This is a genomic window from Falsiroseomonas sp. (genome assembly GCF_041690465.1).
GTDB lineage: Bacteria > Pseudomonadota > Alphaproteobacteria > Acetobacterales > Acetobacteraceae > Falsiroseomonas.
The window spans coordinates 14177-34480 of sequence record NZ_JAWLHG010000007.1 but is presented as its reverse complement, the minus strand read 5'-3'; the positions used below and the strand labels follow the sequence as shown (position 1 = coordinate 34480).

The 20304-nt window shown below is 72.4% G+C and carries 21 protein-coding genes; 6 read left to right on the top strand and 15 right to left on the bottom strand.

The features are described 5' to 3' along the window. Position 1 precedes the first annotated feature (1 nt). From ACESM1_RS09575 to ACESM1_RS09560, 4 genes are read left to right on the top strand one after another with little or no spacing between them, the layout of a single operon-like run. A complete protein-coding gene (locus ACESM1_RS09575) occupies positions 2-682 on the top strand; it encodes a DNA-3-methyladenine glycosylase family protein (protein WP_372619554.1) in 681 nt (226 codons plus the stop codon). Between the two features lie 15 nt (positions 683-697). Next, a complete protein-coding gene (locus ACESM1_RS09570; RefSeq protein ID WP_372619552.1) occupies positions 698-1723 on the top strand; it encodes a hypothetical protein in 1026 nt (341 codons plus the stop codon). A gap of 14 nt (positions 1724-1737) precedes the next feature. Further along, the gene (locus ACESM1_RS09565) at positions 1738-2634 is read left to right on the top strand and encodes a metallophosphoesterase (RefSeq protein ID WP_372619551.1); all 897 of its coding nucleotides are present in this window, start codon (positions 1738-1740) and stop codon (positions 2632-2634) included. Positions 2635-2691: 57 nt separating this feature from the next. Next, entirely contained in the window at positions 2692-3288 is a 597-nt protein-coding gene (locus ACESM1_RS09560; RefSeq protein WP_372619549.1) for an HD domain-containing protein, read from the top strand. Here ACESM1_RS09560 and ACESM1_RS09555 read toward each other — a convergent pair. Genes ACESM1_RS09555 through ACESM1_RS09535 form a run of 5 tightly spaced genes read right to left on the bottom strand, consistent with a single transcriptional unit; the run spans position 3266 to position 7461 of the window. Next, positions 3266-4030, bottom strand: coding sequence for an alpha/beta fold hydrolase (locus ACESM1_RS09555; RefSeq protein ID WP_372619548.1), 765 nt, complete (start codon positions 4028-4030; stop codon positions 3266-3268). The genes ACESM1_RS09560 and ACESM1_RS09555 overlap by 23 nt on opposite strands. Positions 4031-4040: 10 nt before the next feature. Further along, complete coding sequence (locus ACESM1_RS09550; protein WP_372619546.1) at positions 4041-4937, bottom strand: DMT family transporter; 897 nt, start codon at positions 4935-4937, stop codon at positions 4041-4043. 1 nt (position 4938) lies between these two features. Then, the gene (locus ACESM1_RS09545) at positions 4939-6252 is read right to left on the bottom strand and encodes an NAD(P)H-dependent oxidoreductase (RefSeq protein ID WP_372619545.1); all 1314 of its coding nucleotides are present in this window, start codon (positions 6250-6252) and stop codon (positions 4939-4941) included. A 10-nt stretch (positions 6253-6262) separates the two neighbouring features. Beyond that, positions 6263-6460, bottom strand: coding sequence for a hypothetical protein (locus ACESM1_RS09540; RefSeq protein WP_372619543.1), 198 nt, complete (start codon positions 6458-6460; stop codon positions 6263-6265). Continuing rightward, positions 6457-7461 (bottom strand): NAD(P)H-quinone oxidoreductase, encoded by a 1005-nt coding sequence (locus ACESM1_RS09535; protein WP_372619542.1) that lies wholly within the window; start codon positions 7459-7461, stop codon positions 6457-6459. Before ACESM1_RS09535 ends, ACESM1_RS09540 begins: the two co-directional genes overlap by 4 nt. Before the next feature lie 128 nt (positions 7462-7589). On the opposite strand from ACESM1_RS09535, the gene ACESM1_RS09530 reads away from it, so the two are divergent. Next, entirely contained in the window at positions 7590-8861 is a 1272-nt protein-coding gene (locus tag ACESM1_RS09530; protein ID WP_372619541.1) for an ABC transporter substrate-binding protein, read from the top strand. Positions 8862-8864: 3 nt separating this feature from the next. Here the strand turns inward: ACESM1_RS09530 and ACESM1_RS09525 are convergent, their stop codons facing one another. From ACESM1_RS09525 to ACESM1_RS09490, 8 genes are all read right to left on the bottom strand, one after another. Beyond that, the gene (locus ACESM1_RS09525; protein ID WP_372619539.1) at positions 8865-9869 is read right to left on the bottom strand and encodes a Bug family tripartite tricarboxylate transporter substrate binding protein; all 1005 of its coding nucleotides are present in this window, start codon (positions 9867-9869) and stop codon (positions 8865-8867) included. Positions 9870-9968: 99 nt separating this feature from the next. Next, complete coding sequence (locus ACESM1_RS09520; protein ID WP_372619538.1) at positions 9969-11132, bottom strand: diaminopropionate ammonia-lyase; 1164 nt, start codon at positions 11130-11132, stop codon at positions 9969-9971. Positions 11133-11187: 55 nt separating this feature from the next. Beyond that, complete coding sequence (locus ACESM1_RS09515; protein WP_372619536.1) at positions 11188-11586, bottom strand: acyl-CoA thioesterase; 399 nt, start codon at positions 11584-11586, stop codon at positions 11188-11190. Between the two features lie 41 nt (positions 11587-11627). After that, positions 11628-11960, bottom strand: coding sequence for an acyl-CoA thioesterase (locus ACESM1_RS09510; RefSeq protein ID WP_372619811.1), 333 nt, complete (start codon positions 11958-11960; stop codon positions 11628-11630). 69 nt (positions 11961-12029) lie between these two features. Further along, positions 12030-13157: a M20 family metallopeptidase gene (locus ACESM1_RS09505; protein WP_372619809.1), complete on the bottom strand. Its 1128-nt coding sequence runs from the start codon at positions 13155-13157 to the stop codon at positions 12030-12032. Positions 13158-13207: 50 nt separating this feature from the next. Next, positions 13208-14185 carry a tripartite tricarboxylate transporter substrate binding protein gene (locus tag ACESM1_RS09500; RefSeq protein ID WP_372619535.1) on the bottom strand — a complete coding sequence of 326 codons (978 nt, stop codon included), beginning with the start codon at positions 14183-14185 and terminating at the stop codon, positions 13208-13210. Positions 14186-14266: 81 nt separating this feature from the next. Beyond that, a complete protein-coding gene (locus tag ACESM1_RS09495; RefSeq protein WP_372619533.1) occupies positions 14267-15151 on the bottom strand; it encodes a fumarylacetoacetate hydrolase family protein in 885 nt (294 codons plus the stop codon). Positions 15152-15161: 10 nt separating this feature from the next. Beyond that, entirely contained in the window at positions 15162-16589 is a 1428-nt protein-coding gene (locus ACESM1_RS09490; protein WP_372619532.1) for an amidase, read from the bottom strand. Positions 16590-16668: 79 nt separating this feature from the next. Between ACESM1_RS09490 and ACESM1_RS09485 the strand changes: the two genes are divergently transcribed. Beyond that, positions 16669-17568: a polysaccharide deacetylase family protein gene (locus tag ACESM1_RS09485; RefSeq protein ID WP_372619531.1), complete on the top strand. Its 900-nt coding sequence runs from the start codon at positions 16669-16671 to the stop codon at positions 17566-17568. A 46-nt stretch (positions 17569-17614) separates the two neighbouring features. Here ACESM1_RS09485 and ACESM1_RS09480 read toward each other — a convergent pair whose 3' ends face one another. Together ACESM1_RS09480 and ACESM1_RS09475 are read right to left on the bottom strand one after the other, a co-directional pair. Further along, positions 17615-18592, bottom strand: a complete 978-nt coding sequence (locus ACESM1_RS09480; protein ID WP_372619529.1) for a Bug family tripartite tricarboxylate transporter substrate binding protein — start codon at positions 18590-18592, stop codon at positions 17615-17617. 118 nt (positions 18593-18710) lie between these two features. Continuing rightward, positions 18711-20294, bottom strand: coding sequence for a gamma-glutamyltransferase (locus tag ACESM1_RS09475; RefSeq protein WP_372619528.1), 1584 nt, complete (start codon positions 20292-20294; stop codon positions 18711-18713). Positions 20295-20304: the final 10 nt, after the last annotated feature.

Genomic DNA, 20304 nt, shown 5'->3' with positions numbered 1-20304 from the left:
GATGACGCCCCCTGCCCTCGCCCCGAAGCTGCCGCGCCCCGCTCCGGTGCTCGGCGGGCCGGAGGCGCTGAAGCATCTCCGCCGCGATGCCGTGCTGAAGGCGGTGATCCGCCGGATCGGCGCCTGCACGCTGCGCCCGGTGCGGCGCGAGCCCTATGAGGCGCTGGTGCGCGCCATCGCCCATCAGCAGGTGCATGGCCGCGCGGCGGAGGCGATCCTCGGCCGCTTCATCGCGCTCTACCCCGGCCACGACTTCCCGCCCGCGGCGATGGTGCTGGAGACACCGGTGGAGGCGATGCGCGGCTGCGGCCTCTCGGGGAGCAAGGTCGCCGCGATCCGCGACATCGCGGAGAAATCCGTGGGCGGCCTGGTGCCGACGCGCCAAGCCGCCGCGCGCATCCCCGACGAGGCGCTGATCGAGCGCCTCTGCGCCATCCGTGGCGTCGGCCGCTGGACGGTGGAGATGCTGCTGATCTTTACCCTGGGCCGGCGCGACGTGCTGCCGGTGGACGATTTCGGCGTGCGCGAGGGCTGGAAGGTCGCCGCCGGGCTGGAGGCGCAGCCGAAGCCGAAGGAGCTCGGCGCCATCGGCGAGGCCTGGGCGCCGTTCCGCAGCATCGCGGCGTGGTACCTCTGGCGCGCGGCCGATGCGGCGAAGGCGAGCCGCTTCAAGCCGCAATAGCGGCTCGCGGCCGGCATGACCCCGACGCTGCATCCGCGCCTGCTGAACGGGCGCGCCGGCGATCCGGCGGTGTTCGTCGAGGCGCTGCACGCATCCGGCGCGGTGCTGTTCGACTGCGGCGATCTCTCCACCCTCTCGCCGCGGCACCTGCTGCGGGTGGAGGCGCTTTGCGTCAGCCATGCGCATATGGACCACTGGGCCGACGCCGACCGGCTGCTGCGCCCGCTGGTGGGGCGGGAGAAGACGCTCGCGGTCGTCGGGCCCGATGGCTTCGCCGCGAAGCTGCACCACCGGCTCGCCAGCTACACCTGGAACCTGGTGGACCGCATTCCGCTCGACCTGGTGCTGGAGGTCACGGAGGTGCGCGCGGCGCCGCCCTTCCCCCGCACGCGGCTGCGCCTGCAGACAGGCTTCGTACCCGAAGCATTGTCGCCCCTCCCGCCCGATCCCGACGGCGTGGTGCTGCAACTCGGCGCACTCCGCCTTCGCGCCGCGCCGCTCGACCACGGCACGCCCTCGCTCGGCTTCGCGCTGGAGGAGGCGGTGCACCTGAATGTCTGGCGCACGCGGCTGACCGAACGCGGCCTGCCGACCGGCCCCTGGCTCGCCGCGCTGAAGCAGGCGGTTGCTGACGGCCTGCCCGACGACCACCCGATCCCGATCTTCGCCCGCGCCGCCGAGGCCGCTTCCGCGCCCGTGCAGCCGCTGGGCGCGCTGCGCAACCTGGTCGCCGCCACGCAAGGCCAGCGCATCGCCTATCTCACCGACTTCGCCGACACGCCGGCCAACCGTGCGACAGCGACGGCGCTGGCAGCGCGGGCCGACACGCTGTTCATCGAGGCGCCCTTCCTCGCCGCCGACGCCGCCATTGCCGCCGAGCGCATGCACCTGACCACCACCGCCGCGGGCGCCATCGCGCGCGAGGCCGGCGCACGGCGCGTCGAGCCCTTCCACCTCTCGCCCCGCTATCTCGGCCGGGAGGCGGAGTGGATCGCCGAGATCGAGGCCGCCTTCGGTCGCGGACTCGGCCCGCCGGATTGAACCAGGAAAACCGCATGCCGACACGCCGCGCCCTGCTCGGGGGCCTCTCGGGCATGGCCGCCGCCGGCGCGGCGGGCGGCGGCTACGCCGTCTGGATCGAGCCGGCCTTGCGGCTCACCGTCGCCGAGCACCGGATCACGCCGGAAGGCTGGCCCGCCGGGCGCAGCCTGACCATCGCGGCGCTCTCCGACATCCACGCGGCCGATCCCTGGATGCCGCTCCGCCGCGTGGAGCAGATCGTCGCGGCGACGAATGCGCTGCGGCCCGACATGGTGGCGCTGCTCGGCGACTTCCCGCCCTCCCGCCGGATGATGCCCTATGCCGTGCCGATGGCGGAGCTGGCCGCGGCGCTGGGCGGGCTGCGCGCGCCGCTCGGCGTGCACACGGTGCTCGGGAACCACGATTGGTGGGAGGATGCGGAGGTGCAGCGCCTGCGCGGCGGCATCCCGGACGCCGCGCGCATCTTCGCCGATGCCGGCCTGCCGGTGCTGCACAATGCGGCGCGCAAGGTCGGGCCGCCCGGCGCGCAGCTCTGGGTGGCCGGGCTCGGCAGCCTCTGGGCCTTCCGCGGGCGGGGCGGCTTCGTCGGCGCGCACGACCTGCCGCGCGCCCTCGACGCGGTGACCGATGCCGATCCCGTGGTGCTGCTCTGCCACGAGCCCGACATCTTCCCAGACGTGCCGTCCGGCCGGGTGGCGGTGACGCTGTGCGGGCACACCCATGGCGGCCAGGTGCGGCTGCTCGGCTATTCGCCGATCGTGCCCTCGCGCTACGGCAACCGCTACGCCTGGGGGCATGTGGTCGAGCGTGGGAAGCACCTCGTCGTCTCCGGCGGGCTCGGCTGGACCATCATGCCGGTGCGCTTCGGGGTGCCGCCCGAGATCACGCTGGTGCGACTCGGTCACGGATGATTGCGCGAACCGAACCGCCCTCCTGCGTTGCTCGCCTCCCGGGTGCAGGATGGCGGCATGGATGACGACGAGATCGGGGGCACCCTCGCCTTCCTGGCCCTGGCCGAACGCCTGAAGGACACGCTGCGCACCGGCCGCACCGCAACGGGCCGGGTGGAGAGCACGGCGGAGCACAGCTGGCGGCTCTGCCTGATGGCGCTGGTGCTGGGCGAGTCGCTCGGCGTGGATAGCGGCCGGCTGATCCGCATCTGCCTGGTGCATGACCTCGCCGAGGCGCTGACCGGCGACCTGCCCGCCCCCGCACCCCGCCGCGCCGGCGTGAAGGAAGCGCGCGAGCGGGAGGCGCTGGGCACCCTGACGATGACGCTGCCCTCCGCGCCCCGCGCCGCGATCTTTGCGCTGTGGGAGGAGTACGAGACCGGCAGCACGCCGGAAGGGCGGCTCGCCCGCGGCCTCGACAAGCTGGAGACCATCCTGCAGCACGCGCAGGGGAAGAACCCGCCGGAACTCGACCTCGCCTACAACCTCGACTACGGGCGCAAGGACACCGACGCGCATCCGCTGCTCGCCGCGATCCGCGCGCGGCTCGATGCCGCGACCCGCGCGCGGCTGACGGCAGACGAGGACGCCGTCACGCTTCCAGGAACGCCGTGACCTCGGCCAGGAAGGCCTGGGGGTTCTCGGCATGCAGCCAGTGGCCCGCCGGGATCGAGGCGAAGCGCGCCGCCGGGAACAACGCCCGGAAGCGGTCGTGGTATTCGGGCCTGATGTAGTCGGAACTCTCGCCGGCCAGCACCAGCACGGGGCCATCGTAGCGGCCGGGCGGATCGGGCCAGCCGCCCAGCACGTCGATCTCGGCCGCCAGCACCTCGAGCGGCACGCGCCAGCGCGGCGGGCTTTCGGCGAAGAGCAGGTTCTGCAGCAGGAAGCCGCGCAACGCCGGGTTGGGCACCGCCTCCACCAGCGCCGCATCCGCCTCGCGGCGCGTCAGCCCTTCGCGGAGCGGGATCGCCCGCATCGCCGCGATGTAGCGCTGGAACAGCGGCGTGCCGTAGGAAACGGGCGCGATGTCCGCCACCACCAGCCGCTCGACGCCTGCGGGATGCGCCAGCGCCAGCGCCATCGCGACCTTGCCGCCCATCGAATGGCCGACCACGGCGCACGGCCAGGCACCGGCCGCGCGCAGCGTCTCCGCCACGTCCTCGGCCATCTCCGGATAGGACATGGTCGGCGCATGCGGCGAGGCGCCGTGGTTGCGCAGATCCAGCGCCAGCACGCGATGGCCGCGCTCCGCCAGCGCCTTCTGCACCGCACCGAAGTTCTGCCCCGACCCGAGCAGCCCGTGCAGGAACGCCACCGGACGCCCCTCGCCCGCCTCCGTCACCGCCAGCTTCATCGCCACCTCGTCACGACCGCGCCGCCAGCACCACGCTGACCACGATCAGCGCGCCGCCGACCAGAACGTCCCAGCCGATCGGCTCGCCAAGCCACAGCGCGCCCACCACCACGCCCACCGCCGGCACCAGCAGGAACCAGACCGAGGCGACCGCCCCCGGCAGCCGGCTGGTTGCCTCGATCACGCACCAGGTGCCGATCGGTGCCGCCAGCAGGCCGATGAACAGCATGTGCGGCCAGGCCTCGCGCCCGATCCCGCCATCCGGCTCGAACAGGATCGCCAGCGGCATCAGCACCATGGTGCCCACCGCGAAGCACCAGGGCAGCAGCTCCAGCATGGTGCTGCGCGGCGCCCATCGCCGGCTGCCGATGATGGCGATGGTCCAGGCGAGCCCCGCCAGCATCAGCATCACATGGCCGATCAGCATCTGCCTGTCGGTCCAGTCCACCGCCCAGGGCCCGATCAGCACGCCGGCACCCGCCAGGCTGATCCCCGCCGCGATCCAGCGCTTCGTGGAGACCTTCTCGCCCAGCACCAGCACCGAGAGCGGGATCAGCCAATAGGCGACCACGTTGGACAGCACCGCGGTCCGCCCCGCCGGCACCAGCGCCACCGCCAGATGCGTCAGCACGAAGAAGCCGCCGAGCTGGAAGGCGCCGAGGAACAGCACCGCGGTCCGGTCCTCCCGCCCCGGAAAGCGAAGCCGCCCGAGCACGGCCAGCAGCAGCGCCGCCACCATCGCCGCCAGCGCCGCGCGGCTGGTGCCGAACCACAGCGGCGAGGCATGCGACATCGCCGCCTTGGTGATCGGCCAGGACCCGCCGAACAGGAAGATGGCGACGATCAGCAGCCGGAAGGCCGAGCCCATGCCCATCGCGGTGGGGGCCCGGGTGGCCTGCTCCGACACCTCAGCCGGCCAGCGCTGCAAGCCGCGCGCGCAAGGCCAGCGCCTCGTCCTGCAGGCCCGCCTGGCGCGGCGCCAGATCGGCCTCGGTCACCATCGCGCCTTCCGCCAGGTCGCGCGCCAGCGCCACGCCATGCGCGAGCCCGATCGGCACCGCGGCCTCGCGCAGCGATCGCGCCGCGGGGATGCACTTGCCCCAAACCGTCGCGCCGCCCTCCCCGTCCAGCACCTCGCCGGTGCGCAGTGGGCGCTTCGCCACCGCGACGCAATCCGCCGCCCAGCGCGTGGCGCAGCCCGTCGGCTCCCGGCGCAGCGCGGCGGATGCGACGGAGACGCCGAGCTCCAGCCCGATGAAATGGTAGGGCCGCCACAACGCCGCATAGCGGCCGGCCTCATCGGTAACGACGCCGTATTCGGCGAAGCAGCGGCGCGCATAGTCGCTCTCGCCCTCGAACACGACAAAGACGCCCCAGCGCAGGTTGTCCGGGATCTCGGCCCCCTCGCGCGTGAGGGATGAGACGACCTCCACCATGCCCTTGCCCGGCAGCACGCCGCCCGCCTCGCGCGGGCGCAGCACGTTCGGCAGTTGCGCGGTGCCGCAGGGCGGGAACAGCAGTCCGTCCTCCGGCGGCGCCAGGTCGCAGGCATTGGCGATCGCCGCCATCTCGATGCCGGACTTCGTGCCATCCAGGAAGGAGTTGAACATGCGCGGGTTCATCCCGCCCGCCACGGCCTGCTCGCGCGTCAGCCCGTAGAAATCCCACACCGTCTCTGGTGTCGAGGCATGATAGGCCGGCAGGTACTTGGTCCCCTTCCCCGCCGCGACCACGTTGAATCCGGCCGTGCGGATGGTGTCCACCAGCTCCGCCACCAGCGCCGGCTGGTCGCCGTAGGCCATGGAATAGACCACGCCCGCCCGCGCGGCCTCCTCGGCCAGCACCGGGCCGGCCAGCACGTCGGCCTCCACATTCACCATGACCACATGCTTGCCATGCGCGATGGCGTGCCGCGCATGGCGCAGCCCCGCGGCGGGATCGCCAGTGGCCTCCACCACCACCTCCACGTGCGGATCGCCGATCAGCCCGGCCGCGTCCTCGGTGATGGTGGTGGCGGCGATCGCCGCCTCGCTCCAGCCGATGCGGGCCAGCGCGGCACGTGCGCGCGGCACCGAGAGGTCGGCGATGCCGTGGATCGCCAGACCCGGCATGCGCGGCGCCTGGTGGAGGAACATCGAGCCGAACTTGCCGGCGCCGATCACCGCGACCCGCACGGGCCTTCCCTCGGCGGCGCGCTGCCGCAGCATGCGATGGAGGTTCACCTGCGCTCCCTCAGGGTTGGTGCCAGCGCCGCGGCCCGTGGCCCGGCAGCAGCGCGGAGCCCGGCCGGCGCAGCAGCAGCAGCGCGCCCAGCACGGCGAGCAGCACCGCCGCACCCTGGGTAAGCCCGCGCGGCGCGCTGCCCCTGATCCGCTGGGCAAGCAGCAGCAGCACCAGGCCCGCCGCAAGCAGCACCCAGCCGAGCATCATCCGACCGTCAGCATGATCTTGCCGATGTGGGCGCTGCTTTCCATCAGGCGATGCGCCGCGGCGGCCTCGGCGAGCGGGAAGGTGCGGAAGATGCGCGGGCCGCACTTGCCGGCGGCCAGCATCGGCCAGACCTTCGCTTCCAGCGCCGCCGCGATCTCGCCCTTCTCCGCCGTGGTGCGCGGCCGCATCGTGCTGCCGGTCACCGTCAGCCGCTTAACCATGATCGGGCGGAGGTCCACCTGCTCCGCGACATGGCCGCCCAGGAAGGCGATCATCACCAGCCGCCCATCCAGCCGCAGGCAGCGGATGTTCTTCGCGAAATACGGTGCGCCGACCATGTCGAGCACCACGTCCACGCCCTTGCCGCCGGTGAGCTTCTTCACCTCCTCGACGAACTCCTGCGCGCGGTAGTCGATGCCGGCATCCGCCCCGAGCTCCAGGCAGGCGGCCACCTTCTCCGCGCTGCCGGCAGTGGCGAAGACCGTCGCGCCGAACGCCTTGGCCAGCTGGATCGCGGTGACGCCGATGCCGCTGGTGCCGCCATGGACCAGCAGCGTCTCGCCGGCGCCGAGCTGGCCATGACCGAACATGTTGGCAAAGACGGTGAAGTAGGTCTCCGGCAGCGCCGCGGCGCGCAGTGCGTCGTAGCCCTGCGGCCAGGGCAGCGCCTGGGCCTCCGGCGCGGTGCAGTATTCGGCATAGGCCCCGCCATTGGTGAGCGCGGTGACGCGGTCGCCGACCTTGTACCGCGTGGCCTTGGCGCCGACCGCCACCACCTCGCCGGCGCATTCCAGCCCGAGGATCGGACTCGCGCCCGGCGGCGGCGGGTAGCTGCCGCTGCGCTGCGCCACATCCGGCCGGTTGACGCCGACCGCCATGCAGCGGATCAGCACCTCGTCGGCCTGGGGTGCCGGCACCGGGCCGCGTTGCGGCACCAGCACCTCCGGGCCACCGCCCGCGCCATGTGCGATGAACGTCATCTCCGCCGGGATCGCAACCATGCCGTGCATCCTTTTTCGATCCCCGAGGGACCACGCCGAACGCGACCGCGTCAAGCCGCTCGCCGAGGGTTGCGCCGCGCGCGCCGGGCATGTGAGGTAGCGCCGCCTTGCAGGGGAGACGCGCGGGCATGCGGGACATGGTCCGCGGAGCAACCAGCCGCGGGCGGATAGGCCGGCGGGCACTCGGCCTTGCGGCGGCGGCCACGCTCATCGCACCGTCGGCCGCGCTGCGCGCACAGGCCCCGGCGGAGCTTCGGCTGGGCGCGGTCTTCCCGCTTTCCGGCCCGCTCGCGCTGCTCGGCGACGAGAGCTTCCGTGGCGTGGAACTGGCGGTGGAGGAACGCAACGCCGCCGGCGGCGTGTTCGGCCGCCCGCTCCGCCTGGTGCGCGCCGACGCGCCCGACGAGGCCGCCGCCGCCGCCGAGACGCGCCGCCTGGCGGCCGGCGCCGAGCGGGTGGCCGCCTTCATCGGCAGCTTCGCCTCCTCCATCGCGCTGCCAGGCTCGCAGATCGCGGAGGCGGCGGGCATCCCCTGGTTCGAGATCGGCGCGCTCGGCGATGCCGTGGTGGAGCGCGGCTACCGCTGGGTGTTCCGCGCCTCGCCGCACGCCACCGACGTGGCCGTCGCCAGCATCGCCGCCGTGGCGGAGGTCCTGGCGCCGGCGCTCGGCCTGCCGCCGGACCGGCTGCGGCTGGCCGTGGCGCATGAGGAATCGCCCGGCGGGCAGTCCGTCGGTGCCGCGCAGGAGGCGCAGGCCCGGGTGCTCGGCCTGACGCTGGTGGAACGCGCGGCCTATGCCTCGCGCGCGGCGGACCTCAACGCGCTGGTGCAGCGTCTGCGCGGGCAGGAGGCGGAGGTCCTGCTGCACACCGGCGCACCCGGCGACGAGCTGCTGCTGTTCCGCGCCATGCGCGATGCCGGCTGGCGGCCGCGCATGGTGATCGGCACCGCGGGCGGTTACGGCCTCGGCGAGACCGCGCGCAGCCTCGGCAATGCGCTGCTCGGCGCGATGAGCGTGCAGCTCGCGGCCTTCGCGGTGAACGAGGCACATGCCCCCGGCGCGACCGCCTTCGCCGAGGCCTATCTGCGCCGCTATGGGGCGGAGCCGCGCTCCGGCCACAGCCTGGCGGCCTGCACCGGCGCGCGGCTGTTCCTGGAAGCGCTGCATCGCGCCGGCGGGGCCGAGAAGGAGAAGCTGCGCAGCGCCGTGCTGGCGCTCGACGTGGCGCCGGGCACGACGGCGGCGGGCTGGGGGGCGCAGTTCGACGAGCGGGGGCAGAACCTGCGCGCCAGGCCGATCGTCTGCCAGTGGCAGGCCGGGCCGAACGGCCTGCGGCATGTCGCCGTGCATCCGGCCCCGGCAGCAGTCGCCGGGGCCGTGACGCGTCTGGGCGTGTGACCCTCAGTTCGCCCGGATGCCGGCGGCACGCACGATCGGCTCCCAGGTCGCCATCTCGCTGCGGAGATACTCGGCCGCCGAGGCCGGCGTGCTGCCACTCACCACCTGCATCGCCAGGCCCTTCAGCCGCTCCTGCACGTTGGGCAGCGCGACGGCGGCGGTCACCGCGCGGTGGATCGCCTCGATCACCGGCGCCGGCGTGCCGGAACGCACCAGCGCCATGTGCCAAGTATAGGCTTCGTAGCCCTCGACCCCCTGCTCGATGAAGGTGGGGATCTCGGGCGCCAGCGACGAGCGCTCCTTCGTGCTGATCGCCAGCGCCCGCAGCCGGCCGGACCGCGCATAGGGCAGCGCGGAGGCGGCGATGTCGAAGATCATCGGGATGCGCCCCGCCAGGATCTCCGGCAGCGCGGCGGAGGAGCCGCGGAAGGGGATGTGGTTCACCTTCAGCCCGCCCGCCTTGTGCAGGAACAGCTCGGTCGCGAGATGCACCGCGCCGCCGTTGCCGGAGGAGGCGTAGTCGTACTTCCCCGGATTCTCGCGCAGCACCTTGACGAATTCCTGCACGTTCTGCGCGGGGAAATCGTTGTTGACCAGCAGGATCACCGGCACCTGGCCGACCAGCGTCACCGGCGTGAAGTCGCCGATGGGGTCGAAGGGCAGGCGGTCGAACATCGCCCGCGTCACCGCATGCGCCACCGTGGTGTAGAGCACCACGCTGCCATCCTGTGGGCCCTTCGAAACCATGTCGGTGCCGATCACCACGCCCGAGCCCGTACGGTTCTCAACCAGCACGCGGTGCGGCAGCGACTTCGACATCTCCTCGGCGATCAGGCGGGCCGGCACGTCGGTGGGGCCCCCGGCGGCGAAGGGCACCACCATGCGCGTCGGCTGGGTTGGCCAGGCGGCGGATTGCGCGGCGGCGGGGCTGATGCCGAGGCCGGGTGCGGCCAGCGCGCCGGTGCCCAGCGCAAGCAGGTGGCGGCGGCGGAAGGAGGTGAAGCTCATCCGTAAACGTCTCCCTGGCGCGGCCTCAGGGGGCCGCTGCATTGGCGATGCCCCAACGGATGGAGAGAGCCTCGCCCGGTGTCAACCGCCTGGCGCCGTTCAGCCCTGCGCGGTCAGGCGCGCATAGGTCTCGGGGTCGGTCGCGCCTTCGGTGCCGAACAGCAGCACGCGGCTGTCGGAACCGAGCCCCAGCATGGCGCGCGAGAGCGGGTCGGCACTGGCCAGCAGCAGCGCCGCGAGGCCGGCAACCGCGCTCTCCCCCGCCACCACCGGCGGCTTGCGGCGGGCAAGGACGCGCATGCAATCCACCGCGCTCTCATCCGGCACCGACATGAAGGCGAAGGCGCCGCGCTCCAGCTCCTGCCAGGCGAGCAGGCTCGGCTCGCCGCAGGCCAGGCCGGCCATCAGCGTATCGAGATCGCCCGGCACGGACACCGCCTGCCCCGCCTCGGCGGAGGCGAGCAGGCAGGCGGCCTTGTCCGGCTCTGCCACGACCAGCTTCAGCGCCGTGCCATAGCGCGCGCGCAGCTGCACCGAGACCGCCGCCGCCACGCCGCCGACGCCGCCCGGGACGAAGGCATGGGTGGGGGGCGTGTCGAGCTGGTCGGCCGCCTCCTCCGCGATCAGCCGGTAGCCCTGCATCACGTCGCGCGGGACCTCGGTGTAGCCCTCCCAGGAGGTGTCGGAGACGACGAACCAGTTCTCGCGCTCGGCCTCCAGGGTGCAGGCCCGCACGGCGTGGTCGTAGGTGCCGGGCACCACGCGGATCTCGGCCCCGTATTTCGCGATGGCGTCGCGCCTTCCCTGCGACACGCCCTCATGCACGAAGATCACGCAGCGGCAGCCGAAGCGCTGCGCGCCCCAGGCGACGGAGCGGCCGTGGTTGCCATCGGTGGCGCAGGTCACGGTGATCGCCTGCGCGGCATCCCGGTATGCGCCCTCCTCCAGTTCCTGCGTGGTGGCGTGGTTGGCGACGCCGCGGCGGGAAAGCTCGGTCACTAGCAGCTTCGCCACCGCATAGGCGCCGCCCAGCGCCTTGAAGGAGCCGAGGCCGAAGCGCGGCCCCTCATCCTTGTAGTGCACGGCGGCGACGCGTGCAGCCTTCGCCACGTCGTCCAGCGCGATCAGCGGCGTCGGCGCGTAGCCGGGCCAGGATTCGATCTCGGCGCGGGCGCGGCGGAAGTGGCCGTCCGGCAGCACCACGACGCCGGGCGTGCCGTGGCGGCGGTTGAGCAGCAGGCGATAGGGGCGTTCGGGGATCATGGCGGCAGAGAGTGGCGCGCCGCGGGCGGCGGCGGCAAGGTACCACGGGCGCGGTTCAGCCCTCCGTCGCGCCCTCTTGCAGAAGCCTGGCGCGCAATTCGGGCCAGAGCGGCACCTTCTCGCCGCTGTCCTGCCGCGTCACCACGACCACGGCGCGGGCCTCGCAGCAGACGGCCCCGTCCTTCAGCAGCGCGTAGTCATGGACGAAGGAGGTGCGGCGGAAGCCGCTCGTGCGGCAGGCGAGCTGCACCCTGTCCCCGAACCCAACCGCGCGCAGGTAGCGCGCCTCGATCTGCGCCACCACCGGGCCGGGCCGGTCGGGCGCGATAACCGCGCCGCTCAGCGCCTCCCAATGCGCCACGCGCAGGTCCTCGAACAGGGTCAGGTAGGCGGCGTGGTTCACATGGCCGTAGAGGTCGCACTCCGACCAGCGGATGCGGTGGTCGCGGACCATAGCCCAAGGCTTTTGCGGGACTTGTCCGGGGGCCTGCCCGGTCATGCCGGCACCGCCCGCGGCCGCCGCTCGGCATCGATCGCGACGAAGGTGAAGTCGGCCTCGGTGACCTGCTGCATTGCCTCCTCCGCCAAGGGCCGCCGCCAGGCCTCGACGCTCACCCGGATCGAGGTGCGGCCGACGCCGGTGACGGTGGCATAGATGCTCACCTCGTCGCCGACGAAGACCGGGCGGTGGAACACCATCGCATCCACCGCGATGGTCGCCACCCGCCCGCGCGCCCGGCGCATCGCGGCGTTGCCGCCCGCCAGGTCCATCAGCCCCATCAGCCAGCCGCCGAAGATGTCGCCCGAGGGGTTGGCATCCGCCGGCATCGCGGTGGTGCGCAGCAGGGGAGCCTGCTCGGGCGGCCTGTCCTTCGTCGGCGGGCGGGAGGGCACGCCTCAGATCCCCGCGGCGTCCAGGCGCAGGATGGCGCGCGCCAGCGCCTGCGCGCGCGGCACCAGGCTGTCGAGTTCCAGGTATTCCTCCGGGCTGTGCGCCTTTCCGCCAACCGGCCCGACGGCGCAGAGCGTCGGCGCGCCCACGGCGGCGGTGAAGCCGGAATCGGCGCAGCCGCCGGAGAAGCGCGCATGCGCGGCGATGCCGCTGTCGCGCGCCGCCTTCTCGTAGAGCTCGTAGACCTTCGCCGAGGCCGGCGATTGCGTCAGCGGCAGGAACTCGCCGCGGATGGAGAGCGTCGCGCGCGTGCCGGGCACGAAGGATTTGGCGACGATCGCCTCGATCTTGCCCACGATCTCGTCGCGGTCGGCGGGCTCGATATAGCGAAGGTCGATCTGGCCCTGCGCCCAGGGCGCGGTGGTGTTGACGCTCTGTCCGCCGCTGACGAGCCCCACATTCAACGTGATGCCGCGCTTCAGGTCGGTCAGCGCATGGATCGCGGTGATCTTGGCGGCGAGTTCGCCGATGGCGCTGATGCCCTCCTCGAAATTGCCGCCGGAATGCGCGGCCTTGCCCTCGATGTCGAAGGCCATGAACACGCCGCCCTTGCGCCCCGTGACGACGCCCTGGTCCGGCCGCCCGGGCTCGGAGTTGAACACCACGCGCGCGCCGCGGCCTTCCGCCTCGATCACCGGGCGGCCTTCCGGAGATCCGATCTCCTCGTCGCCGGTGAACAGCCCCACCAGCGGCCCTGGCGCGCCGCCGAACTTCCGGAAGGCGGCGAGGACGAACATGTTCATCACCAGCCCCGCCTTCATGTCAGCCACGCCCGGGCCGTAGGCGCGGTCGCCCTGGATGGTGAAGGGCCGGCGCTGCGGCTCCCCTTTCGGGAACACCGTGTCGCGGTGGCCCATCAGCACGATGTTCTGCCGCTGGTTGCCGCTGGCCGTCGCATCACCGCCCTCGACCGTCGCGCGCAGGCAATCCCCGAAGCGCGATTGCGGCAGCCTTTGCACCGCAATGCCCTGCGCCTCACAGAAGCGCGCGACCTGCGCGCCCACGGCATCCACGCCCGCCTTGTCGTAGCTGCCGCCGTCGGTGTCCACCATCTCGCGCAGCGCGGCGATCATCGCCTCGCGCTGCCCGCCGAGCCATTCGAGGATCTGCTGTTCCGACACGTTCAATCCACCTTGCCGATGCGTTGCACCGCGCGCACCAGCCGCGCGCTGTCCTCACGGAAGAAGCGTTCGAAGGCGTCGCCGACGCGGAAATCCACCGGGCTGCCGGCGGCGGCGAGCGCCGTCTTCGTCTGCTCCTGCTCGACCGCCTGGCGCAGGCTGTCGCGCAGCTTCTGCTGGATCGGCGCCGGCGTGCCGGCGGGGGCGAAGACGCCGGCCCAGATATAGAACTCCACGTCGTCGTAGCCCTTCTCCTTGAAGGTCGGCACGTCCTCGAAGCCCGGCGCGCGCGTCGCACCCCATTGCGCCAGCGCACGCAGCTTGCCGTCCCGCACCTGGGAGAGCGCCGGGCCCGGCCCGGAGGAGAGCGCATGCACCGTGCCGGAGAGCAGCGCCGTCATCGCCGGCCCGCCGCCGGCATAGGGCACATGCAGCATGTCGATGTCGGCCGCACCGGTGAACATCGCCATGGCGACGTGCAGCGTGGAGTAGTTGCCGGCCGAGCTGTAGGTGATGGCGCCGGGGCGGCGCTTCGCATCGGCGACGAGATCCTCGAGCGTGCGCCAGGGCGCATCGGCCTTCACCACCAGCACGGTCGGGTCCGCGGTGATCAGCGCAATCGGCGCGAGCTGGTCCACGGTGTAGGATGGCGGACGCCCGTTGATGCGGTCGGCTTCCGGCAGCATCGCCAGCGAGGAGAGCGCCATCAGCAGCGTGTAGCCATCCGGCTGCGCGCGCGCGACGGCGGCATTGCCGATGGCGCCGCCTGCGCCACCGCGGTTCACCACCGGCACCGGCTGGCGCCAGATGCGCTCCAGCGCGGCGGCGACCGGGCGGGCGACGATGTCGGCCTGGCCGCCGGGCGGGAAGGCGACGGTCATGGTGACGGCGCGGGTGGGGTAGTCCGTGGTCTGCGCCTGCGCGGCGCCGAAGGGCAGCGCGGAGGCAGCTGCCGTGGCAAGGAGTGTGCGGCGATGCATGGCTGGTTTCTCCCTATTGCTTGAGGGACGGGGATCGCCCCCGCCCCGGCCCTCCCCCGCACGGGGGAGGCATGGACCGGCTCAGGCGACGGCGTTCTCGAGCACGCCGATACCGGTGATCTCGATGCGGATGACGTCGCCCTTGTTCAGGAATCGCGGCGGATTGTAGCCGATGCCGACGCCGGCCGGCGTGCCCGTGGCGATCACGTCGCCGGGCTCCAGCGTGATGGCGGCGCTGATCGCCTCGATCAACGTCGGGATATCGAAGATCAGGTCGGCCACGGGGGCCTTCTGCCGCTGCTCGCCATTCACCCAGGTGGTGAGCACCAGCTTCGTCGGGTCCGGCACCTCGTCGGCGGTCAGGATCGCCGGGCCCATCGGGCAGAAGGTGTCGAGGCCCTTGCCCAGGATCCACTGGCTGTGCCGCTTCTGCAAGTGCCGCGCAGTCACGTCGTTGACGATGGTGTAGCCGAAGACGTGCTTCAGCGCGTCGGCCTTGGAGATCGCCCGCCCACCATGGCCGATCACCACGCCGAGCTCGCCTTCGTAGTCGAGCCCGCCTGTCGGATCGAGGTCGCCGTTGATCTTCTCGCCGGTCGCGATGATCGCGGTGTGCGGCTTGCTGAACACCACGGGATAGGGCGGCACCACATCCTTGGCGCCGCCATCGAAGCCGGATCCGGCGAATTCCTTCGCATGCTCGTGATAGTTCTTGCCGACGCAGAACACGTTCTTCGGCGTGCGCGGGATCGGCGCGCAGAGCTTCGCGCCGTCCACCTTCGGCGCCTTCGCCACCGCGGCGCGCAGCCGGTCGAGCATCGCCGGCTCGGCGCCGGCCACGTCCAGCATGGTCTCGCCGCGCAGCGCCGGCTCCACCGCGCCGAGGTCGAGCACCGCGCCATCCGCGCCGAGCGCACCGACCTCGAACTGCACCCTGCCCGCGCGCGTGAAGGTCACCAGCCGCATCGTTCGTTCCTCAATTCAGCGTCGTGCGCATCTGCCCGGTTTCGGCCGGTTCCGCCAGGGGCAGGCTGGCCGCGCGCTCGATCGCGCGGGCGGCGCGGAAGGCCAGGTCATCGCGGTAGAGCGCGGCCGCCACCTGCACGGCCCGCGGCATGCCCTGCTCGTCGAGCCCGATCGGCACGCTGATCGCGGGTTGCCGGGTCAGGTTGAAGGCGAAGGTCCAGGGCGCCCAATCACGCCACAGCGATTCCACCGGCCGCACCGTCGGCGCATCGGCATCAAGGGCCGCGGTCGGCGTCGCGGCGGTCAGCACCAGGTCGTAGCGCTGGTGGAAGCGCGCCATGGCATGCGCGCATTCCACGCGCAGCATCTCGGCGCCGAGGAAATCGGCCGCGCTCATTCCGCCCATCTGCTTCGCCACCTCCTCGATGCCCGCATCGAGCAGCCCGCGCTTCTCCTCCGGCGTCGAGGTCCAGATACGCGCCAGCGCAACGCCCCAGACGCGGGAGAAGATGGCGCGGGTGTCCGGCAGTTCGGGCTCGGCTTCCTCGATGATGGCGCCCTGCTCCTCCAGCAGCTTCGCCGCCACCTGCAGCGCCGCCGCGCCTTCGTCGTCGAGCGGCGGATCGAAGCCGAGGCGGCGCACCAGCGCGACGCGCAGCCCGGCGACGCCCTGCTCGATGCCGTCGCGCCAGTCGCGCCTCTCGTCCGGCAGCGAGACCGGATCGCGCAGGTCATGCCGTGCCATGGCGGAGAACATCAGTGCCGCGTCGCGCACGCCGCGCGTCATCGGCCCGGCGACGGCAATGCCGGAGAAGGCGCCATGCGGCCATTGCGGGATGCGGCCATAGCTCGGCTTCACGCCCACCAGCCCGCAATAGGCCGCCGGGATGCGGATGGAGCCCCCGGCATCGGTGCCGATATGCAGCGGCCCGAAGCACGCCGCACCCGCCGCCCCGGCGCCGGAGGAACTGCCGCCCGGCGTGCGGCGGGGATTCCACGGATTGCGCGTGATGCCATGCAGCGGGCAGTCGCCCGGCGTCTTCCAGCCGAATTCCGTGGTGGTGGTCTTGCCGAGGATCACCGCGCCCTCCGCCTTCAGCCCCACCACCGCCGGCGCGTCCTCGGCGACCGGCGCCGCGTCGGTGGTGCGGCTGCCGCGGCGGGTGGGAAAGCCGGCAAGGTGCAGCAGGTCCTTCACTGTGCTGGGCACGCCGTCCAGCAGGCCCAGCGGACGGCCCGCCGCCCAGCGCGCCTCGCTCTCACCCGCGGCGCGCAGCGCCTGTGGGTTCATCGTCGCGAAGGCGTTCACCCAGGGGTTGTAGCGCGCGACGCGCTCCATCACCGCCTTCAACGCCTCCACCGGCGAGAGCGCGCGGCGGGCGTAGAGGTCGAGCAGTTCCTCGGCGCTCATCAGCGCGGGATCGGTCTGCTGTCTCATGCGGGGCGTCCAGGGGCGGGGCTTCCGGGGGCGGGCATGGGGGCGCAGCATAGGCGACCCATCAAGGAGGGAAACCCCGATGCCAGAGCTGAGCCCTAACCCCTGGGAATGGTCGGAACCGGAATGGCGGAAGATCGTCGGCCGCGCCCGTGCCGGGCGCCCGCTCAGGCCCGCCTCCTGGCCGGGCGGCGCGCGCTGCGCCGTCACGCTCTCCTTCGACGCGGACCATGAGACCATCCCGCTGCGCGACGCCGACCAGAGCCCGATGCGCATCAGCCAGGGCCAGTACGGCAACCGCCAGGGCGTCCCCCGCCTCCGTGCGCTGCTGGCCCGGCATGGCGTGAAGGCGAGCTTCTTCTACCCCGCCGTCTCCGCCCTGCTGCATCCGGCCGAGATTCGCGGCGTCGCCGAGGAAGGCCACGAGATCGGCATCCATTCCTGGATCCACGAGGCCAACACCAAGCTGCCCCCCGGCGTGGAGCGCGACCTCACGCTGCGCGCCGCCGAGACGCTGGAGAAGGTCAGCGGCCAGCGCCCAGTCGGCATGCGCACCGCGAGCTGGGACTTTTCCGTCGATACGCTCGCCATCATCCGCGAGATGGGGCTGCTCTACGACAGCTCGCTGATGGCCGACGATGATGCGTACGAGCTGCTGGATGACGGCAAGCCCACCGGCATCGTCGAGCTGCCGCCGGAGTGGATCCGCGACGACGCCGTCTATTTCAACATGGTGCGCTTTTCCGCGCTGCGCCCCTACACGCCGCCTTCGGCCGTGGAGGAGATCTTCCGCGCCGAGTTCGACGGCGCCTATGCGGAGGGCGGGATCTTCCTGCTGACCATGCACCCGCACATCATCGGCCACCGCAGCCGGGTTCCGCTGCTCGACCGGCTGGTGGATTACATGAAGGCGAAGCCCGGCGTGTGGTTCGGCACCCATGCCGAGGTGGCGCAATGGTGCAAGGACAACGCTGCGGTGTGACAGCCCGCGAGCCCTCCCCCGCAGACGCGGGGGAGGGAAAGCCCGGTCAGCTCACGACGATGTCGAACTGCCGCGCGACCGCGGTCCAGTCGCCGATCTGCTCGTTGATCAGCTTCACGAAATCCTCGCCCATCGGCGAAGGCTCGCGCGGCAGCGTCTGCAGGTCGGTCAGGCGCGCCAGCAGGTCCGGCCGGCGCAGCATCGGCGGCACCACCGCCTTCAGCCGCTCCACGATCGCGGGCGGCATGTTCTTCGGCCCCGACAGGCCAAGCCACTGCGCCGAGGTCAGCTTCGGGAAGCCCAGCTCGGCGAAGGTAGGCACGTTCGGGAAGGCCGCCAGCCGCTCCGGCGTGGAAACCGCCAGCGCCCGCAGCGTGCCCTCATGCATCTGCTTCACGTTGGTGGTGATCGGGTCGATCATCGACTCGATGTTGTTGGACAGCAGGTCCTGCATCGCCGGCGCGCTGCCGCGATAGGGCACGTGCTCGAAGTTCGGCACCCGCGCCTCGCCGCTCAGCATCGCGCCGAGCAGGTGCGGCGCCGAGCCGATGCCGGAGGATCCGTAGCGCACCGGCTGGCGCCGTGCGGCGGCGATCAGCTGCTCCAGCGTCTGGAACGGCGAGTTGCCGCGCACCAGGATGACGTTCGGCGCCTCCACCAGGTGCAGCATGTGGGTGAAGTCGTTGGTCGGGTGGAAGGGCAGCGTCGGCATGGTCGCGGCGGCGAAGACATGCACCGAGGCATGGCTCATCAGCAGCGTGTAGCCATCGGCCGGCTGCTTGGCGACGAAGTCGGTACCGATCACCCCGCCGGCGCCGGCGCGGTTCTCCACCACCACGGTCTGGCCGAGCGTCTGGCTCATCATCGGCGCCAGCAGGCGCGCGACGGTGTCCACCAGCCCGCCCGGCGGGAACTGGGCGACCAGGCGGATCGACCGGTTGGGCCAGGCGCCCTGGGCGAGGGCCAGCGATGGCGCGGCCAGCCCGCCGGCCGCAAGCCCCAGAAGGTGACGACGGTTCAACATGAATGCGCTCCCGTTGGTCATGCCGAGGCGGGAGCTGCACATGTCCTGGGCATGACGCCCCGGCCATGGGCGCGGCTGCGCCCCGTGACCGGGATGGCTGCAAGCGCCGTGCCGCGCCTCAGCCCTGCGGCAGCGCCGCCGACCAGGGCGACATCGCATCCGAGATGCCGGTGCGCGCGCCGTCCGGCCCGATGGCGATCAGGTTCGGGCAGGCGAAGTTCACCGGCAGCACGGCATGCTCAACCGTGGTCAGCGGCCCGGCCTTCGCCAGCGCGGCAAGCGTTTCCTCCGTCAGGCGGCGATCGGCGGTCGCGCCCTCCGGCCCGGAGACATCCACACGCGGATGATGCGCCGCCGCTTCGGGGTCCATGCCGAAGCCGGCGACGAAGGACAGCATCTGGAACACCGCCGCCAGGATGCGCCGCCCGCCGGACGCTCCGAGCGCGATTGCCGGCACCCCCGCCGCATCGGTGACGATCACCGGCGACATGTTGGTCAGCGGCCGCTTGCTCGGCGCGATGGCGTTCGGCGAGCCAGGCTGCGGGTCGAACCACATCACGCCGTTGTTCATCAGCACGCCGGACCGCGGCAGCACCACCCGGCTGCCCATGGAGGACAGCAGCGTGGTGGTCATCGACACCATCATCCCGTCCGCATCGCAGACGGTGAGATGCGTGGTGCAGGTCTCCGCCCCCTTCGGCTCGGTGTCGCCGAGGCCGGCCAGCCGCTCGGCATAGGCCGTCTGCATCGCGCGCACGAACTGCAACGTCCAGGCGCTCGAGGGCGCGGCGCCGGACCAGTCCGCCTCGGCCATCAGCTCGGCGACGCGGCGGAAGGTCGGCGTCGCCGTCAGGCCATTGGAGAGCAGCAGCCTGCGCCCGCGCCAGGGCACCTCCACCGCCGGCAGGAAGCGCGCGCGGCAGCCGGCGAGGTCGGCGGCGGAAAGCACGCCGCCCACCTCCTTCACATCCTGCGCGATCGCCTGCGCCACCTCGCCTTCATAGAAATCGCGGAAGCCGGCGCGGGCGAGCTGCTCCAGCGTGTCGGGCAGCGCACCCTGGCGGAAGAAGCCGGGCGCGCCCTGGTAGGGGGCGACCGGCGGCAGCCCGTTCGGCAGGTAGATGCGCGCCGACTCCGGATACAGCCTCAGGGTGCTCGCAGCATTGGCGATCTTCAGCGTGGTGAACCAGTCCTGCGCCAGGCCGCGCTTCGCCAGGGCCACCGCCGGCGCCAGCACATCCGCCGCCGGCAGCCTGCCATGCGCCTCGTGCAGCGCCGCATAGCCCGCGACCGAGGAGGGGATGACGAAGCTCAGCGGCCCGTGGATGTTGCGGTCGCCCTCGATCTCCGGCCAGGAGAACAGGTCCTGCTTCATCCGGCCCGTCATCGGGAAGGCGGCGGCCACCAGCCCACCGGGCGAGACCGGGCCGAAATCCAGCGTTTGCGGCTTCATCCCCGGCCCCGCCACCTGCGCGAATCCGATGCCGCCGAGGCCGGAGTTCCACGGTTCCACCGTCGCCAGCGCGAAGGCCATCGCCACCGCCGCGTCGGCCGCATTGCCGCCGGCCTCCAGGATGGCGATGCCGGCCTCCGCCGCCGCGCGCGACTGGCTCGCCACCATGCCGCGCCGGCCATGCGCGGCGGGCTTGGTCAGCTGCCAATGCTGGGTGGTGTGGGCGGGCGGGTCGTAGCGGAGCGGCATGCGGGGGATC

Coding starts and splice junctions, on each gene's coding strand:
- ACESM1_RS09480 (WP_372619529.1), bottom strand. CDS start 18,592: ATGTTGAACCGTCGTCACCTTCTGGGGCTTGCGGCCGGCGGGCTGGCC.
- ACESM1_RS09515 (WP_372619536.1), bottom strand. CDS start 11,586: ATGGTCCGCGACCACCGCATCCGCTGGTCGGAGTGCGACCTCTACGGC.
- ACESM1_RS09525 (WP_372619539.1), bottom strand. CDS start 9,869: ATGAGCTTCACCTCCTTCCGCCGCCGCCACCTGCTTGCGCTGGGCACC.
- ACESM1_RS09490 (WP_372619532.1), bottom strand. CDS start 16,589: ATGAGACAGCAGACCGATCCCGCGCTGATGAGCGCCGAGGAACTGCTC.
- ACESM1_RS09520 (WP_372619538.1), bottom strand. CDS start 11,132: ATGATCCCCGAACGCCCCTATCGCCTGCTGCTCAACCGCCGCCACGGC.
- ACESM1_RS09530 (WP_372619541.1), top strand. CDS start 7,590: ATGCGGGACATGGTCCGCGGAGCAACCAGCCGCGGGCGGATAGGCCGG.
- ACESM1_RS09475 (WP_372619528.1), bottom strand. CDS start 20,294: ATGCCGCTCCGCTACGACCCGCCCGCCCACACCACCCAGCATTGGCAG.
- ACESM1_RS09560 (WP_372619549.1), top strand. CDS start 2,692: ATGGATGACGACGAGATCGGGGGCACCCTCGCCTTCCTGGCCCTGGCC.
- ACESM1_RS09555 (WP_372619548.1), bottom strand. CDS start 4,030: ATGAAGCTGGCGGTGACGGAGGCGGGCGAGGGGCGTCCGGTGGCGTTC.
- ACESM1_RS09505 (WP_372619809.1), bottom strand. CDS start 13,157: ATGATCGCCGCGCTGCGCGAGATGGTGGACACCGACGGCGGCAGCTAC.
- ACESM1_RS09575 (WP_372619554.1), top strand. CDS start 2: ATGACGCCCCCTGCCCTCGCCCCGAAGCTGCCGCGCCCCGCTCCGGTG.
- ACESM1_RS09565 (WP_372619551.1), top strand. CDS start 1,738: ATGCCGACACGCCGCGCCCTGCTCGGGGGCCTCTCGGGCATGGCCGCC.
- ACESM1_RS09510 (WP_372619811.1), bottom strand. CDS start 11,960: ATGCCGGCGGATGCCAACCCCTCGGGCGACATCTTCGGCGGCTGGCTG.
- ACESM1_RS09570 (WP_372619552.1), top strand. CDS start 698: ATGACCCCGACGCTGCATCCGCGCCTGCTGAACGGGCGCGCCGGCGAT.
- ACESM1_RS09535 (WP_372619542.1), bottom strand. CDS start 7,461: ATGGTTGCGATCCCGGCGGAGATGACGTTCATCGCACATGGCGCGGGC.
- ACESM1_RS09540 (WP_372619543.1), bottom strand. CDS start 6,460: ATGATGCTCGGCTGGGTGCTGCTTGCGGCGGGCCTGGTGCTGCTGCTG.
- ACESM1_RS09500 (WP_372619535.1), bottom strand. CDS start 14,185: ATGCATCGCCGCACACTCCTTGCCACGGCAGCTGCCTCCGCGCTGCCC.
- ACESM1_RS09485 (WP_372619531.1), top strand. CDS start 16,669: ATGCCAGAGCTGAGCCCTAACCCCTGGGAATGGTCGGAACCGGAATGG.
- ACESM1_RS09495 (WP_372619533.1), bottom strand. CDS start 15,151: ATGCGGCTGGTGACCTTCACGCGCGCGGGCAGGGTGCAGTTCGAGGTC.